We start from the raw sequence: 14,729 nt of genomic DNA, 5'->3' as shown, positions 1-14,729 counted from the left end.
GCAATGGATATGAAACGCCTCTATTACCTCTTTGATCCTCTTTGCGGCTGGTGCTATGGCGCAGGACCGGTGCTGGAAAGCCTGGCGCAGCAAGGCGGCAAGCAGCTGCAATTGCTGCCCAGCGGACTTTTCTCGGGCGAAGGCGCCCGCCCGATGGACGAGGCCTTTGCCGCCTATGCCTGGAGCAATGACCAGCGCATCGAGCGCCTGACCGGCCAGCCTTTCAGCCAGCGCTACCGCAGCGAGGTGCTCGAGAAGCCGCAACAGATGTTTGACAGCGGCCCCGCCACGGTGGCGCTGACGGCCGTGCACCTGACGGCACCAGAGCGCGAGGCCGAGGCGCTCAAGGCCATCCAGCATGCGCGCTATGTGGATGGGCTGGACAACACGGCCATTCCCGTGCTGTTCGATCTGCTGCGCTGCCTGGGCCTGAACGACGCTGCCGCCCGGCTGGCGCAACCCGATGCCGCGCTGATGGACGCCAACTACGCCCGAATGGCCCAGGCCCGGCAGCTGATGCGTGCGCTGGGTGCGCAAGGTGTGCCCAGCTTTGTGCTGGAGCGCGATGGCCAGCGCCAGCTGCTGAACGCCAGCGCCGCTTTCTCCAACCCCCAGGCCTTTGTGGCGCAGTGCCTGGCTGCCTGAATCTGTACGGAGACTCTCAATGACCACCCGCAACCTGGACACCATTCGTGCCACCTATGAAGGCAGCCCCGAGGACAACGCCCGCCATTTGATGGCGGCGCTGGCGCCCGATGTGCGCTGGATAGAGGCGGCCGGATCGCCCTATGCCGGCGAGTATGTGGGCGCCGCGCAGATAGTGGAGGGTGTGTTTGCGCGGCTGGGCAGCGACTGGGCGGACTTCCGCGTCCACGTGCACAGCTACTTGGCCGATGGCGACCGGGTGGCCGCCTTTGGCCGCTACACCGGCACCCACCGCGCCAGCGGCCGGGCGATGGAGGCGGGCTTTTCGCACCTGTACCAGCTGCGCGGTGGCCAGATCATCCGCATGGAGCAGGTGGTGGACAGCGCTGCGATGCGCCAGGCGATGCAGCCATGACGGCCATGCAGACGCCGGACGAACTGCACCAGTTGCAGGGGCTGGCGGCCCAGTTGCAAGCGGGTGACTGGCATGCCGCCCACGATGGCGTGCAGCGCATTCCCGGCCTGCTGGCCGCCTGGTTGCACGGCATCGTGCATTTGCAGGAAGGCGATCTGGAAGACGCCGAGAACTGGTACGAGCGCGCCGGCAAGCGTTTTCGCCAGCGCGAAAGCCTGGCGCAGGAACTGGCCCAGTTCCACGCAGCCCTGGCGCAAGCGATGGCAGACGGCGCTGCTGCCGGAGCCTGAATCACCGGGTTGCAGCCTGGCCTGCGCCTACCTTTGTTGAATCCCTTTTTGAAAGCAAACCAGACCATGAAACAACGCTACTACACCCTGTCCGCCTGTGCGATGGCCGCTGCCCTGTTGGTGGGCTGTGAGCGCAGCAGCACCCAGCCGGCGCCCGCTGCGCCGGCCGCCAGCGCGCCTGTGGCCCCCGCGCCGGCCGATACCCAACAGGCGACCCTGACCACCGAGGTCTTCAATCCTGGCGAACAAGCGATCTTTGCCGTCTCCTCGGTGCTGGTGCAGGGCAAGACCGAGGCGGTGCTGATCGATGCGCAGTTCTCGGCCGAGCAGGCGCGCAAGCTGGCCGACAAGATCAAGGCCAGCGGCAAGCGCCTGACGACCATCTACATCAGCCATGGCGACCCGGACTTCTACTTTGGTCTGGACACCTTGCAAGCCGCGTTCCCGGAAGCCAGGATTGTGGCGACCCCGCAGACCATTGCTCATATCGAGGCCACGAAGGACGAGAAGCTCAAGGTCTGGGGCCCGAAGCTGGGCGAGAACGCGCCCAAGCAGCTGGTGGTGCCGCAGCCGCTGCAGGGCGACAGCCTGCAGGTGGATGGCCAGGCCTTGCAGCTGATTGGCCTGGACGGCCCGACGCCGGACCGCACGGTGGTCTGGATTCCGTCGATCAAGACGGTGGCCGGTGGCATCCCGGTGATGGCCGGTGAGCATGTCTGGATGGCCGATACCCAGACGCCGCAGTCGCACAGCGACTGGCTGGCGACGCTGGCGCGCATCAAGGCGCTGGGCCCCGATGTGGTGATCCCCGGCCACTTTGCCGGCACGATGCCCGCGGGCACGGCGGCCGTGGACTTTACCGCCGATTACATCCGCGCCTTTGACGAAGAAACGGCCAAGGCCAAGGACGGCACTGCGCTGGAAGCGGCGATGAAGCAGCGCTTTCCCAACCTGGGCGGTCTGGAAGGCCTGGCACTGAGCGCCAAGGTGGCCAAGGGCGAGATGCAGTGGCATTGATGAGGGGCTGATACGGCCCACAGCACCGCACCCCGGCGGGATCGGCTATCCCCGCTGGGGTGCATTGCTTTTTGCCTACAATGCGTGTTTTGGCTGGAATCTCCAGCCCCCTTTGGCGTGCGCGCCCGATTCCAGGCCTTTTTCCGTTGTTTGTTAATGCAGCACATTCGTAATTTTTCCATCATTGCCCATATTGACCATGGCAAGTCGACCTTGGCGGACCGCCTGATCCAATATTGCGGAGGCCTGGCCGAGCGCGACATGGAGGCACAGGTGCTGGACTCGATGGACATCGAGAAAGAGCGCGGTATCACCATCAAGGCGCAGACGGCGGCCCTGCACTACAAGGCCAAGGACGGCCAGGTCTACAACCTGAACCTGATCGACACCCCCGGCCACGTGGACTTCTCCTATGAAGTCTCGCGTTCGCTGTCGGCCTGCGAAGGCGCGCTGCTGGTAGTCGATGCGTCGCAAGGCGTGGAAGCCCAGACGGTGGCCAATTGCTACACCGCGCTGGACCTGGGCGTGGAAGTGTTCGCGGTGCTCAACAAGATGGATCTGCCCAATGCAGACCCGGACAATGCCAAGGCCGAGATCGAAGATGTGATCGGCATTGATGCCAGCGACGCGATTCCCTGCTCGGCCAAGACCGGCATGGGCATTGAAGAAATTCTGGAAGCCGTGGTGGCCAAGGTGCCGCCACCCAAGGGCGAGCCCGAAGCGCCCCTGCGCGCGATGATCGTGGACAGCTGGTTTGACCCCTATGTGGGCGTCGTGATGCTGGTGCGCGTGGTCGATGGCCAGCTCAAGAAGAACGAGCGCTTCAAGATGATGGCCACCGGCGCGGCCTATGAAGCCAACAGCCTGGGCGTGTTCACGCCCGCCAATGAGCCGCGCGATGTGCTCAAGGCCGGAGAGGTGGGCTACATCATTGCCGGCATCAAGGAGCTGAAGGCCGCCAAGGTGGGTGACACCATCACGTTGGAAAAGAAGCTGCCCAACAACCTGGGCCCCGCCAGCGCGCCGCTGCCGGGTTTCAAGGAAGTCAAATCCCAGGTGTTCGCAGGTCTCTACCCGACCGAGGCCTCCGAATACGACCAGCTGCGTGACGCGCTGGAAAAACTGCAGCTCAACGATGCAGCACTGCATTACGAGCCCGAGGTGTCGCAGGCGCTGGGCTTTGGCTTCCGCTGCGGCTTCCTGGGCCTGCTGCACATGGAAATCGTGCAGGAGCGCCTGGAGCGCGAGTTCGACCAGGACCTGATCACCACCGCGCCCAGCGTGGTCTACCAGGTGCTCAAGGCCGATGGCGAACTCATCGATGTGGAAAACCCCTCGAAGATGCCCGATGCCGGCCGTCTGGAAGAGGTGCGGGAACCGATTGTGACCGTGCACCTCTATATGCCCCAGGACTATGTAGGCCCGGTGATGACCCTGGCCAACCAGAAGCGCGGTGTACAGATGGACATGGCCTACCACGGCCGCCAGGTGATGCTCACCTACGAAATGCCGCTGGGCGAAATCGTGCTGGACTTCTTTGACAAGCTCAAATCGGTCTCGCGCGGCTATGCCTCGATGGACTACGAGTTCAAGGAATACCGGGCCTCCGACGTGGTCAAGGTCGACATTCTGCTCAACGGCGAGAAGGTGGACGCGCTGTCCATCATCGTGCACCGTTCGCAGTCGGTCTACCGGGGCCGTGCGGTGGTGGCCAAGATGCGCGAAATCATCAGCCGCCAGATGTTCGACGTGGCGATCCAGGCGGCCATTGGTGCCAACATCATCGCCCGCGAAACCGTCAAGGCGATGCGCAAGAACGTGCTGGCCAAGTGCTATGGTGGCGACATCACGCGTAAGCGCAAGCTGCTGGAAAAGCAGAAGGCCGGCAAGAAGCGCATGAAACAGATCGGCTCGGTCGAAGTGCCCCAAGAGGCGTTCCTGGCGATTCTGCAAGTGGACGATTAAGAAGAGAAGAAGCCAAAAGCAAAGCTATGCAACTCCTGACAACACTGATTCTGGCCGCCTTTGTGGCCTATATGGGCGCCTGGTACAGCGGCGCCATCGAAGGCAATTTTGCACTGCTGCTGTTTTTGGCCACGGTGATCACCGGCGCCTACTGGCTGGCGGAGCGCTTTTACTTCTTCCCCCGGCGCCAGGCGGCTGCCGCGCAGCTGGAAGTGTCGGCGGCCGAGCGGCGCCGGCAGCTCGATGCCCAGGGGATCGACAAGGTCGATGGCATCGACGTGCAAGAGGGTAAGACGCGCCTGCTGATGCAGCCCTGGTGGCTGGACTGGACCGCAGGCCTGTTCCCGGTGATCGCCGTGGTCTTCATCCTGCGCTCCTTCCTGTTCGAGCCGTTCAAGATCCCGTCGGGCTCGATGATCCCGACCTTGCAGGTGGGCGACCTGATCCTGGTCAACAAGTTCACCTATGGCGTGCGCCTGCCGGTGATCAACAAGAAGATCACCGAGGGCACGGCGCCCAAGCGCGGTGATGTGATGGTGTTCCGCTACCCGCCGCAGCCCAGCATGGACTACATCAAGCGTGTGGTGGGCGTGCCCGGTGACGAGGTGGCCTACATCAACAAGCGCCTGACGATCAATGGCAAGGTGGTGCCGACGACCAACCAGCCCGATTATTTCGAGCAGGATGCGATGCGCTACTTCAAGCAGATCGAGGAGCAGCTGGGTGACAAGACGCACCGCGCCATCATCAACCCGGATGTGCCCAATTTTGTCCAGGGCGTGACGGATTTCAAGTACAAGGACAACTGCCGCTACAGCGTCGAAGGCGTGACCTGCAAGGTGCCTGAAGGCCATTACTTCATGATGGGCGACAACCGCGACAACTCGCTCGATTCCCGTTACTGGGGCTTTGTGCCGGATGCCAACATTGTGGGCCGGGCCTTCTTTGTCTGGATGAATTTCGGTAACATCAAGCGTATCGGACCGTTTAACTAAAAAAGTTTTCTAAGAGGGATTGGCTATGCAGACTATGAAACAAGCACCAAGGCACCGCCAGCGCGGCATGTCGTTCATCGGTGTGGTGCTCTGGGGTTTCATCATCGTGGCCTTGGCCATTGTGGGCAGCAAGGCCGTCCCGATCGTGATCGAGAACATGAACATCAAGAAGGCCGCGGTCAAGGCCGCGCGCCAGGGCACTACGGTGCAGGAAGTGCGTGCCATCTATGAGCGCTCGCAGGCCATTGATGACATGACCTCGGTCAATGCCAATGATCTGGAAGTGACCAAGGACACGGACGGCAAGATTGTGGTGTCGTACAGCTACGAGCGCGATATCCCGCTGTACGGGCCGGCCTATCTGGTCTTCCGTTTTAACGATAGTGTGAAGTAGGTGGAATCAGAACTCAGCCGATTGCAGGAACGCCTGCAGTATTCCTTTGCGAACGGTGCGTTGCTGCAGCGAGCGGTAACGCACCGTAGTTTTTGTGCGGATCACAATGAGCGCCTGGAGTTTCTGGGTGACTCGGTGCTGGGCCTGGCGGTATCGACGATGCTGTTCCAGAAGCTCAAGGGCACCCCGGAAGGCGAGCTCTCGCGCATGCGGGCCAACCTGGTCAAGCAGGACACCTTGCACCAGATTGCGCTGCGCCTGCAGCTGGCCAAGGTGCTGCGTCTGGGGGAGGGCGAGTCCAAATCGGGCGGACGCGAGCGTCCTTCGATTCTGGCCGATGCGGTCGAGGCGATTATTGGAGCGGTTTACTTGGATGCCGGCTATACGCAGGCCGAGGCGATCGTGCATCATCTCTATGAGCGTGTCGAGATCTCGCAGCACATGCCCGCCGCGTCCAAGGATGCCAAGACGGCGTTGCAGGAGTGGCTGCAGGCACGCAAGAAATCGGTGCCGGAGTATGTGGTGACCGGCACCACCGGTGCTGCGCATGCGCAGACTTTCCATGTCGACTGTGTGGTGCCGGCCTTCCAGGCCCGCAGCGGAGGCGCTGGCGCATCGCGCCGCGCGGCCGAGCAGGCGGCAGCCGCCATCATGTTGCAACAACTGCAGACCCAGCATCGCTAAGCTTTTATGACCTCGAAAAAATCTCCTTCTCCAAGCGCTGCTGGCCAAGCCCCTGCAGAGCTGCTGCCTTCGGGCCAGACCCTCTCCGACCTGGACGCGATGCTGGCCGCCGCCAAGCCCGGTGCGACCGTGGCGCGCGTCAGCGCCCCCGATGCCGGCCAGGCCGAGGCGCCTGCCGCGCCAACCGGCCCCCAGCGCTGCGGCCTGATCGCCATCGTTGGCAAGCCCAATGTGGGCAAGTCCACGTTGATGAATGCGCTGGTCGGCCAGAAGATCTCGATCACCTCGCGCAAGGCGCAGACCACACGCCACCGCATCACCGGTATCCGCACGCAGGACAACACCCAGTTCGTGTTTGTCGATACGCCCGGCTTCCAGACCCGCCATTCGCGCGCGTTGAACAAGTCGCTCAACAAGACGGTGATGGGTGCCATCGGTGATGTGGACCTGATCCTGTTCGTCGTCGAAGCGGGCAGCTTTACGCTGGCCGATGCCAAGGTGCTGTCGCTGTTCAAGCCCGGCATTCCGACCTTGCTGATCGCCAACAAGCTCGACACCGTGCACCGCCGCCACGAGATTGCGCCCTGGCTGCGTGACATGCAGGAGCGCCACCCCTTTGCCGAGTTCGTACCGATGTCGGCCAAGAACAAGGGCGATATCGAGCGCCTGTTCGGCATCTGCGAAAAATACCTGCCCGAGCAGGCTTGGTTCTACGGTCCCGAAGAGCTGACCGACCGCAGCGAGAAGTTCCTGGCGTCCGAGACGGTGCGCGAAAAGCTCTTCCGCTTTACCGGCGATGAGCTGCCCTACACCTCGACCGTTGTCATCGACAAGTTCGACGAAGAGCCCAGCAAGACACATGGCCGCTTCATGCGCATTGCCGCGACCATCGTCGTCGAGCGCGATGGCCACAAGGCGATGGTGATTGGCGAGAAGGGTGAAAAGCTCAAGCGCATCAGCACCGAAGCGCGCCAGGAGCTGGAAAAGCTGCTGGACGCCAAGGTGTTCCTGGAGGTCTGGGTCAAGGTCAAGTCCGGCTGGGCCGATGACGAGGCCCGGGTCAAGTCCTTCGGCTACGAATAAGCACAACCCTGGCGCACCGTCTGCTATGCACGGGTTGCGCGCCCCGTGCGTGATACCGACCTCTTCTGTGGCCCCGCGCGGGCCACGCAATGCAACCCCCTGAGCCATGGCTGTCAAGCGCGTCAACGAGGAACCGGCCTATATCCTGCACCGGTATGACTGGAGTGAATCCAGCCTGGTGCTGGAGTGCTTTACCCGCCACCGGGGGCGCGTGGCGCTGGTTGCCAAGGGCGTCAAGAAACCCACTTCCAACTTTCGTCCGGTGCTGCTGGCCTTGCAGCCGCTGCGCCTGTCCTGGGGCATCGCGGGCGAGGGCGGCTCGGACATCCACACGCTCAAAAGTGCTGAATGGGTGGGCGGCCACACGATGCCGGTGGGCGGTGGCCTGCTGTCGGGCCTCTACCTCAATGAGCTGCTGATGCGGCTGCTGGCGCGCGAGGACCCTTTTGCCAACCTGTTCGACATCTATGCCGGTGTGGTGCGCGTGCTGGCCACCGACCATGGCGATGTGCTCGAACCCGTGCTGCGCGCCTTCGAGCTGCTGCTGCTGCGCGAGCTGGGGCTGCTGCCCTCGCTGGCGGCGCAGACGCTGTCGCTGCAGCCGCTCCAACCCGCCACGCGCTATGTGCTGGTGCCCGATGCCGGCCTGCGCGAGGCCCATGGACAGGACAGGGCAGGCCTGACCGGTGCACAATGGGAAGCCCTGGAGGAAGCGCTGTCGGCGGCAAATCCCTATCCGGCTGTTCTGAGGGCTTGCGTGTTGTGTGCCGGCGAGTTAAAAGTTCAGTTGCGTACGCTGCTGCAACACCACTGTGGTCAGCCGGTATTGCGTACGCGCCAGTTGATGATGGATATCCAATCGCTATGACTACCCCCGTGAAAACTGCCCTGTCTATCAACCTCAACAAGGTGGCACTGGTACGTAACACCCGCCACCTGGAGATTCCCAGCGTGACGCGTGCGGCACGGCTGTGCCTGGAAGCGGGCGCGCAGGGGATCACCGTGCACCCCCGGCCGGACGAGCGCCACATCCGCCCCGGCGATGTGGAAAAGCTCGCGGGCGTGATCGCCACCTGGCCGGTCAAGCGCGAGTACAACATCGAAGGCAATCCCTTCCAGAATCTGATGGACTATGTGCGCAAGTACCGTCCGCACCAGGCCACCTTTGTGCCCGATGGCGAGGACCAGTTCACCAGCGACCATGGCTGGAGCTTTCCGCAGGATGCCGAGCGCCTCAAGCCGCTGATTGACGAGTGCAAGGCCTTGGGTGTGCGCGTGAGCCTGTTCATGGACCCGATCCCGGAGCAGATGGCCGCTGCCAAGGCTGTGGGCGCCGACCGGGTCGAGCTGTACACCGAGCCGTATGCGGCCGCCTTTGGCACGCCCGAGCAAAGCACGCAGCTGGCGCGCTACGTGGCAGCCGCCAAGGCCGCGCAGGCGGTGGGCCTGGGCGTCAATGCCGGCCATGACCTGAGCCTGCGCAACCTGACCCCCTTTGTGACCCATGTGCCCCAGGTGCTGGAAGTGTCGATCGGCCACGCCTTTGTGACCGATGCGCTGGAGATGGGTTACGCCGAGGCTGTGCGTGCCTACCGCCGCTCGCTCGACGCCCGCGCCGATGGCGTGCTGCTGTAACCGCCCGCCCAGGTCTGTGACAGCATGATTTACGGTATTGGCACCGACATCTGTGATATCCGCCGCATCCGTGCGACCCTGGAGCGCCAGGGCGAGCGCTTTGCCCACAAGGTGCTGGCCGAGGGGGAGCTGGCTGTCTGGCGCCGCCGCAGCGAGCGCTGGCCCGACCGGGGCGTGCGCTACATGGCGACGCGCTTTTCGGCCAAGGAGGCCTTCAGCAAGGCCGTGGGCCTGGGCATGCGCATGCCGATGACCTGGCGCCACTGCGAGGTCATCAACCTGCCCAGCGGCAAGCCCGGCATCCGGCTGCATGGCGAGCTGGCCGCCTGGTTCGAGGCGCAAGGCCTGACGGCGCATATCACCGTGACCGACGAGGTCGACTACGCCGCCAGCTTTTGCGTGGTCGAGAAGCTCTGATTTCCGATCCTCCGGGCCCTGCCAGGGCCCGTTTCTGACTCTTTCGCATCCATCCATGCACGCTCCTCTGATCATTGATATCGCCGGCACGGCCCTGACCGATGCCGACCGCGCCCGTCTCGCACACCCGCTGGTGGGCGGCATCATCTTGTTTGCCCGCAACTGGGAGAGCCGCTCGGCGCTGGTGCAGCTGTGCGCGCAGATCAAGGCCATCAAGCCCGACCTGCTGATCTGTGTGGACCACGAGGGCGGGCGCGTGCAGCGTTTTCGCACCGATGGCTTCACACACCTGCCATCGATGCGGCATTTCGGCCAGATGTGGATGGACGACGGCCAGGGCAACCGCCAACGTGAGGGCAGTGGTGCGATGCGGGCGATGAATGCCGCCACCGCTGCCGGCTATGTGCTGGGCGCCGAGCTGCGGGCCTGCGCGGTGGATTTCAGCTTCACGCCGGTGCTGGATCTGGACTACGGCGAAAGCTCGGTCATCGGTGACCGCAGCTTTCACCGCGACCCGCGCGTGGTGGCGATGCTGGCCAAGAGCCTGATGCATGGCCTGCTGCAGGCCGGCATGGGCAACTGCGGCAAGCATTTCCCCGGCCATGGCTTTGTCAAGGCCGATTCGCATGTTGCCATCCCCATCGATGGGCGCAGCTTGAGCGCCATCCTCGCCGAGGATGCCGCGCCTTACCCCTGGCTGAGCAGCGTGCTGACGGCGGTGATGCCCGCCCATGTCATCTACCCCAAGGTGGACAAGCGCCCGGCCGGCTTCAGCGAGAAATGGCTCAAGGACGTATTGCGCACGCGCCTGCGCTATGACGGTGCGATCTTCAGCGATGACCTGAGCATGGAAGGCGCGCGCCGCATCAATGGCAGCGTGATCAGCTATACCGAGGCCGCGCTGGCCGCGTTGTCTGCCGGCTGCGACATGGTGCTGCTGTGCAACCAGAGCCTGGGCCTGGGCGCCCATGTGGACGAGTTGCTCGACGGCATGGACGATGCGCTGCGCAGCGGCCGCTGGCAGCCGGACGAAGATTCGGAATCGCGCCGCCTGGCGCTGTTGCCCGAGACGGTGCCCCAGCCCTGGGATGAGCTGATGCGCCAGCCGGCCTACCAGGACGCGCTGGACCTGCTGGGCTGAACCTGCTGGGCTGAACCGCTTGTTGACAGAGGCGAGGGTTTAAGCCTCGCCTCAGCCCCGTCCTCTAGATTGCTCTCGTCCCCCCTAGCTGGCAGAGAGCGATGCCCCTTCACCACCCTTTGCGCCGTGTGGCGCTTGCCGGCCGCGAGGCCCTGGCGCTGACCCGGCCGTATTTTGTTTCCGAGGACAAGGTCCGCGCCTGGGGCCTGCTGGCAGCCATCGTCGCGCTTAACCTGGCGGCCGTGTTCATGCTGGTGCAGATCAACAGCTGGAACCGGGTGTTCTACGATGCGCTGCAGAACAAGCAGGCCGATGTGTTCTGGCACCAGCTCTGGCGCTTTCTGTGGCTGGCGCTGGTCTACATCGTCATTGCAGTCTACAAGTTCTACCTCACCCAGCTGCTGCAGTGGCACTGGCGCCGCTGGCTGACCGAGCACCTGCAAGGCCGCTGGCTGGCCCACAAGGCCTTCTACCGCATGGAGCTGGGCCGCTACAGCGGCAGCCAGCAGATGCCGGACAACCCCGACCAGCGCATCCAGGAAGACATCAACCTGTTCAGCAGCTACACCGTGGCGCTCAGCATGGGGCTGCTCAACGCCCTGGTCACCTTTGTCAGCTTTGTCGGCATCCTCTGGGGGCTGAGCGCGGCGATGGACCTGGATCTGCCTGCCATGCTGGGCGGCGGCAGCCTGCATATTCCCGGCTTTATGGTCTGGATGGCCGTCGTGTACTGCCTGGTGGGCAGTGCGGTATCGCTGTGGCTGGGCAAGCCGCAGGTGGGCCTGAATATCCAGCAACAGCGCCTGGAGGCCAACTACCGCCACCACATGATCCGCGTGCGCGAGCATGCCGAAGCCATTGCGATGGACGGCGGCGAGCGGGTGGAGGGCGAGCAACTGCGCCTGCGCTTTGGCGATGTGCTGGGCAACTACCTGCTGCTGATCCGCCAGCAAAAGAAGCTCGCCTGGTTCACCAATTTCTTTGGCCAGGCCGCCGTGGTGTTTCCCTTCATCATTGCCGCGCCGCGCTTTTTCAGCGGCGCCATCCAGCTGGGCCAGCTGATGCAGATTGCCTCGGCATTCAACCAGGTGCAGGATTCGCTCAGCTGGATCGTCAACAACTACAGCGATATTGCGGCCTGGCGGGCCACCACGCGGCGTCTGGCGAGCTTTGACGCCGGTCTGCGCGCCCAGGCCCAAGCCCAGGGCCCGACGCTGGAGGCCGCTGACCATCTGCAAACCCAGGGGCTGCAGGTGGCGCTGCCCGATGGCCGGGTGGTGATCGACAATGCGGCCTTGCAGCTGGCGGCCGGCGAGGACGTGCTGATCAGCGGACGCTCGGGCAGCGGCAAATCCACGTTGCTGCGCAGCCTCGCCGGCATCTGGCCGTTTGCGCATGGACGGGTGCAGCGGCCGATGGACAGCATGTTCATTGCGCAGCGCCCTTATTTCCCCGATGGCAGCCTGCGCCAGGCCCTGGCCTACCCGCAGCCCGCTGCGGACTATGACGATGCCCAGCTGCAGGCAGCCTTGCGCGCCGCGCAACTGGCCCCGTTGGTGGAGCGGCTGGATGAGACTGCCGCCTGGAACGCCGTGCTCTCGGGCGGGGAGCAGCAGCGCCTGGCGATTGCGCGGGTGCTGCTCCAACGCCCGGCCTGGGTGTTTGCCGACGAGGCCACCAGCGCGCTGGACCAGGCGACCGAGGCCGAGGTCTATGCGGCGCTGGTAGCGCTGGTGCGTGCGCGCGGCGGATCGCTGGTGTCCGTCGCCCACCGGGACAGCGTGCAGGCCTTCCACACCGGGCGCTGGCAGCTCGATGCGGCGCAGCGTGCGGTGCGGCCCGGGACGGTCAGGCGCTAGCCGGTGCCCTGGGCCGCCGCAAGGCGACTCGGCTGCGGCGGACCAAAAAAATGCCTGCACGGGGCAGGCATTCGTCAGCGATGGCTGGTAAATGCGGAGGTCAGGCGACGGCGCCGACACCCAGCAGGGCAATCACCAGGAAAATCACCGTGATGGCGATGAAGATGAAGAAAAGGATCTTCGCGATTCCGGCGGCGCCAGAGGCTACACCGGTAAAGCCGAACACACCGGCCAGCAACGAGATCACCGCAAAAATAATGGCCCACTTAAGCATCGAACACCTCCTGTTGTCATGTGATGGTTGATCTTAAGCAGGGGGGCGAATCAGCGCCGTGGGCCGAAGAGGCAAGTACCGGTAGGCTGGCGCTGACAGCCGCCTGGAATGCACGGTGTCATGGCACGGCGGGCGTATCGGCTGGCGCAGCCGGGCTGGCCTCTGGCGGCTGCTGGGGCGGGGGATCATCGGTCCAGCGGCGCACCACCTTCTGGAAGATGTGGGTGTTGGGGATTTGCAGCACCACGCTTTGGCTGCGGTCCGCCACAAAGTCTTCGAGTGTCGTGTAGAGCATGTTGATATCGACCACCCGGCCCTTGGCACCGGGCTTGTCCAGGCCGTCCAGCACCTCGATGTAGTCGCCCAGCCGGTAGGGCCGCACGGTGAAGATCAGCACCGCGCAGAAGAAGTTGGACAGCACGCTCCAGGCAGCGAAGAAGGCCACGGCGCCGACCGCGGCAAAGCCGGAGAACGCCGTCCACAGCACCGTGGCGCTGACCCCCAGGCGCTCCAGAATCAACAGGCAGGTGCCGCCAATGATGAGCCAGCGCACCAAGCCCTTGACGGGCACGGCCAGCTCCAGCGGCCAGTGGTAGTGCTGGGCCACGCGGGTGATGAGCTTGCGGGTGACGTAGTTGAGTGTGATGGCCAGCAGCAGGATCAAGGTGATCTGTATCGCAGGCACGATGATGTCCACCCATTCGGTGGCCCATTCTGGAATCAGGAGTTTGAGTCGGTTCATGGCGGGAGCAGGGCGCGCAACGGGCGCCAGATGGGCCCGTGGTGGGGGATGCGCTGATTATCGATGACGATGGAACGGGCTTCAGGCCAGCGGCAGCTGGCTTTGCTGGGCGCGGCAGGCTTCGTCATGCCAGTCGACCAGGGCCTGGATGTCCATGCCCATGCGGGACTGGCCCAGCTGCGCAATGAACTGGCAGGCGCTGTACCGCGCTGCCTGCTGGTCGTAGACATGCGTCCATTCAGCGCGTGCTGCCAGTTGGCTGGCAGCCACCGGCCAGCGCCGCACCTGCGGGCTGGGGCCGGACAGGCCCATGCGCCAGGGCTTGCCGGTCACGCGGGCGCGAAAGCACTGCTGCTGCAGGCACAGGCGCTGGTAGACCGGATCAACCTGCAACGCAGAGAACAGATCCTGCACCGCGCTGTCGCCGGGCCGCAGGGCCTCGTGGGTGACGATGATGCGCAGCCCCTTGGGCGTGCTGTAGACGCGCAGACCCCAGTCGGGGTGCTGCTGGCTGAAGGCGGTGACCCGCTCCAGCGCCAACTGCCGGGGATCGGCGCTGCCGGCCTGTTTTTGGCGCAGGTTCAACCAGCGCCGCAGCCACAGCACCAGGACCACGGCCCCGCCCGCCAGCACCGCCATCGCGGGCAGCACGCCACCCTGTGCAAAGACGACGAAGCCCACCGCCAGCGCCAAGACAGCTGCGGCCAGCAGCGGTGCCGCACTGGGTGGCTGGGGTTGCGGCGGGAAGTCCATGTCGGCGATGGCGACATCGGGGGTGTTGAGGCAGTGCGCGCCGTAGCTGTTGCGCGTCATCACGGTCTGGCCGCGCTGGCCCAGGATCTCTTCCCGGATGGGGGTCTGGCCATTCAGGCCATATTCACCGAGCCGTTCCATGCGCTGAAAGCTGGCATCCAGATGGCGCAGTTGCGGGGCGCTGAGCACCTGGTCGAGCGCAGCCTGGGCGCGCTGTTGGGCATGGGCTTGTGCGGCTTCGGGGCTGTGGTCGGACCAGCCCCAGCGCTGCACGGTGGCGCCATGGCGCGGGCTGGTTTCATGGCGCAGGCGTGCTTGCGCCCAGTAACGGGGTATCTGCATGCAGGCCAGTATATCGGCGGCGGCAGGCCAAGAAAAAAGCGGCACAGGCTCTGGGCAGAGCCTGTGCCGCTGGGCGCT

Annotated in this window: 17 protein-coding genes; 14 read left to right on the top strand and 3 right to left on the bottom strand. The window is 64.4% G+C overall.

The annotated features are described in order from the left end of the window. Window positions 1-3: 3 nt before the first annotated feature. The 14 genes from MJ205_RS15010 to MJ205_RS14945 all read left to right on the top strand — a co-directional run bounded on the left by MJ205_RS15010 (window position 4) and on the right by MJ205_RS14945 (window position 12,540). The gene (locus MJ205_RS15010) at window positions 4-645 is read left to right on the top strand and encodes a DsbA family protein (RefSeq protein ID WP_239809199.1); all 642 of its coding nucleotides are present in this window, start codon (window positions 4-6) and stop codon (window positions 643-645) included. Between the two features lie 19 nt (window positions 646-664). Next, the gene (locus MJ205_RS15005) at window positions 665-1,060 is read left to right on the top strand and encodes a nuclear transport factor 2 family protein (RefSeq protein ID WP_239809198.1); all 396 of its coding nucleotides are present in this window, start codon (window positions 665-667) and stop codon (window positions 1,058-1,060) included. Between the two features lie 5 nt (window positions 1,061-1,065). Then, window positions 1,066-1,350, top strand: coding sequence for a hypothetical protein (locus MJ205_RS15000; RefSeq protein ID WP_446715086.1), 285 nt, complete (start codon window positions 1,066-1,068; stop codon window positions 1,348-1,350). A 66-nt stretch (window positions 1,351-1,416) separates the two neighbouring features. Beyond that, the gene (locus MJ205_RS14995) at window positions 1,417-2,367 is read left to right on the top strand and encodes an MBL fold metallo-hydrolase (protein WP_239809196.1); all 951 of its coding nucleotides are present in this window, start codon (window positions 1,417-1,419) and stop codon (window positions 2,365-2,367) included. A 156-nt stretch (window positions 2,368-2,523) separates the two neighbouring features. Next, complete coding sequence (gene lepA, locus MJ205_RS14990; RefSeq protein ID WP_239809195.1) at window positions 2,524-4,332, top strand: translation elongation factor 4; 1,809 nt, start codon at window positions 2,524-2,526, stop codon at window positions 4,330-4,332. Between the two features lie 26 nt (window positions 4,333-4,358). Then, window positions 4,359-5,327, top strand: a complete 969-nt coding sequence (gene lepB, locus MJ205_RS14985) for a signal peptidase I (protein WP_239809194.1) — start codon at window positions 4,359-4,361, stop codon at window positions 5,325-5,327. 25 nt (window positions 5,328-5,352) lie between these two features. Continuing rightward, window positions 5,353-5,721, top strand: coding sequence for a DUF4845 domain-containing protein (locus MJ205_RS14980; RefSeq protein WP_373449979.1), 369 nt, complete (start codon window positions 5,353-5,355; stop codon window positions 5,719-5,721). After that, window positions 5,722-6,405 (top strand): ribonuclease III, encoded by a 684-nt coding sequence (gene rnc / locus MJ205_RS14975; RefSeq protein ID WP_239809193.1) that lies wholly within the window; start codon window positions 5,722-5,724, stop codon window positions 6,403-6,405. 6 nt (window positions 6,406-6,411) lie between these two features. Further along, window positions 6,412-7,488 carry a GTPase Era gene (era, locus tag MJ205_RS14970; protein WP_394680463.1) on the top strand — a complete coding sequence of 359 codons (1,077 nt, stop codon included), beginning with the start codon at window positions 6,412-6,414 and terminating at the stop codon, window positions 7,486-7,488. A gap of 106 nt (window positions 7,489-7,594) precedes the next feature. Continuing rightward, window positions 7,595-8,356: a DNA repair protein RecO gene (recO, locus tag MJ205_RS14965; protein WP_230775147.1), complete on the top strand. Its 762-nt coding sequence runs from the start codon at window positions 7,595-7,597 to the stop codon at window positions 8,354-8,356. After that, window positions 8,353-9,123 carry a pyridoxine 5'-phosphate synthase gene (locus tag MJ205_RS14960; protein WP_239809192.1) on the top strand — a complete coding sequence of 257 codons (771 nt, stop codon included), beginning with the start codon at window positions 8,353-8,355 and terminating at the stop codon, window positions 9,121-9,123. Before recO ends, MJ205_RS14960 begins: the two co-directional genes overlap by 4 nt. A gap of 24 nt (window positions 9,124-9,147) precedes the next feature. Continuing rightward, window positions 9,148-9,540 carry a holo-ACP synthase gene (acpS, locus tag MJ205_RS14955; RefSeq protein WP_239809191.1) on the top strand — a complete coding sequence of 131 codons (393 nt, stop codon included), beginning with the start codon at window positions 9,148-9,150 and terminating at the stop codon, window positions 9,538-9,540. A 55-nt stretch (window positions 9,541-9,595) separates the two neighbouring features. Then, entirely contained in the window at window positions 9,596-10,681 is a 1,086-nt protein-coding gene (nagZ, locus tag MJ205_RS14950) for a beta-N-acetylhexosaminidase (RefSeq protein ID WP_239809190.1), read from the top strand. A 101-nt stretch (window positions 10,682-10,782) separates the two neighbouring features. Next, on the top strand, window positions 10,783-12,540 hold the full coding sequence (locus tag MJ205_RS14945) for an ABC transporter ATP-binding protein/permease (RefSeq protein ID WP_239809189.1): 1,758 nt from the start codon (window positions 10,783-10,785) through the stop codon (window positions 12,538-12,540). Between the two features lie 100 nt (window positions 12,541-12,640). Here MJ205_RS14945 and MJ205_RS14940 read toward each other — a convergent pair whose 3' ends face one another. The 3 genes from MJ205_RS14940 to MJ205_RS14930 form a co-directional block, all read right to left on the bottom strand. Further along, window positions 12,641-12,814, bottom strand: a complete 174-nt coding sequence (locus tag MJ205_RS14940) for a DUF1328 domain-containing protein (protein WP_021026435.1) — start codon at window positions 12,812-12,814, stop codon at window positions 12,641-12,643. Window positions 12,815-12,932: 118 nt separating this feature from the next. Next, complete coding sequence (locus MJ205_RS14935) at window positions 12,933-13,556, bottom strand: mechanosensitive ion channel family protein (protein WP_239809188.1); 624 nt, start codon at window positions 13,554-13,556, stop codon at window positions 12,933-12,935. 81 nt (window positions 13,557-13,637) lie between these two features. Beyond that, window positions 13,638-14,651 carry a hypothetical protein gene (locus MJ205_RS14930; RefSeq protein WP_239809187.1) on the bottom strand — a complete coding sequence of 338 codons (1,014 nt, stop codon included), beginning with the start codon at window positions 14,649-14,651 and terminating at the stop codon, window positions 13,638-13,640. Between the last annotated feature and the right edge of the window lie 78 nt (window positions 14,652-14,729).

This window comes from Comamonas sp. B21-038 (genome assembly GCF_022387135.1).
Lineage (GTDB): Bacteria > Pseudomonadota > Gammaproteobacteria > Burkholderiales > Burkholderiaceae_C > Comamonas > Comamonas sediminis.
Note: the sequence above shows the minus strand (reverse complement) of the source record. Positions and strands in the feature narration are given on the sequence as shown.

What these genes read in the sequence shown, in the direction of transcription:
- acpS (WP_239809191.1), top strand. Translation starts at nt 9,148, where the DNA reads ATGATTTACGGTATTGGCACCGACATCTGTGATATCCGCCGCATCCGT.
- MJ205_RS15010 (WP_239809199.1), top strand. Translation starts at nt 4, where the DNA reads ATGGATATGAAACGCCTCTATTACCTCTTTGATCCTCTTTGCGGCTGG.
- recO (WP_230775147.1), top strand. Translation starts at nt 7,595, where the DNA reads ATGGCTGTCAAGCGCGTCAACGAGGAACCGGCCTATATCCTGCACCGG.
- MJ205_RS15000 (WP_446715086.1), top strand. Translation starts at nt 1,066, where the DNA reads ATGCAGACGCCGGACGAACTGCACCAGTTGCAGGGGCTGGCGGCCCAG.
- MJ205_RS14935 (WP_239809188.1), bottom strand. Translation starts at nt 13,556, where the DNA reads ATGAACCGACTCAAACTCCTGATTCCAGAATGGGCCACCGAATGGGTG.
- MJ205_RS15005 (WP_239809198.1), top strand. Translation starts at nt 665, where the DNA reads ATGACCACCCGCAACCTGGACACCATTCGTGCCACCTATGAAGGCAGC.
- era (WP_394680463.1), top strand. Translation starts at nt 6,412, where the DNA reads ATGACCTCGAAAAAATCTCCTTCTCCAAGCGCTGCTGGCCAAGCCCCT.
- MJ205_RS14940 (WP_021026435.1), bottom strand. Translation starts at nt 12,814, where the DNA reads ATGCTTAAGTGGGCCATTATTTTTGCGGTGATCTCGTTGCTGGCCGGT.
- lepB (WP_239809194.1), top strand. Translation starts at nt 4,359, where the DNA reads ATGCAACTCCTGACAACACTGATTCTGGCCGCCTTTGTGGCCTATATG.
- MJ205_RS14995 (WP_239809196.1), top strand. Translation starts at nt 1,417, where the DNA reads ATGAAACAACGCTACTACACCCTGTCCGCCTGTGCGATGGCCGCTGCC.
- MJ205_RS14960 (WP_239809192.1), top strand. Translation starts at nt 8,353, where the DNA reads ATGACTACCCCCGTGAAAACTGCCCTGTCTATCAACCTCAACAAGGTG.
- nagZ (WP_239809190.1), top strand. Translation starts at nt 9,596, where the DNA reads ATGCACGCTCCTCTGATCATTGATATCGCCGGCACGGCCCTGACCGAT.
- MJ205_RS14930 (WP_239809187.1), bottom strand. Translation starts at nt 14,651, where the DNA reads ATGCAGATACCCCGTTACTGGGCGCAAGCACGCCTGCGCCATGAAACC.
- MJ205_RS14980 (WP_373449979.1), top strand. Translation starts at nt 5,353, where the DNA reads ATGCAGACTATGAAACAAGCACCAAGGCACCGCCAGCGCGGCATGTCG.
- lepA (WP_239809195.1), top strand. Translation starts at nt 2,524, where the DNA reads ATGCAGCACATTCGTAATTTTTCCATCATTGCCCATATTGACCATGGC.
- MJ205_RS14945 (WP_239809189.1), top strand. Translation starts at nt 10,783, where the DNA reads ATGCCCCTTCACCACCCTTTGCGCCGTGTGGCGCTTGCCGGCCGCGAG.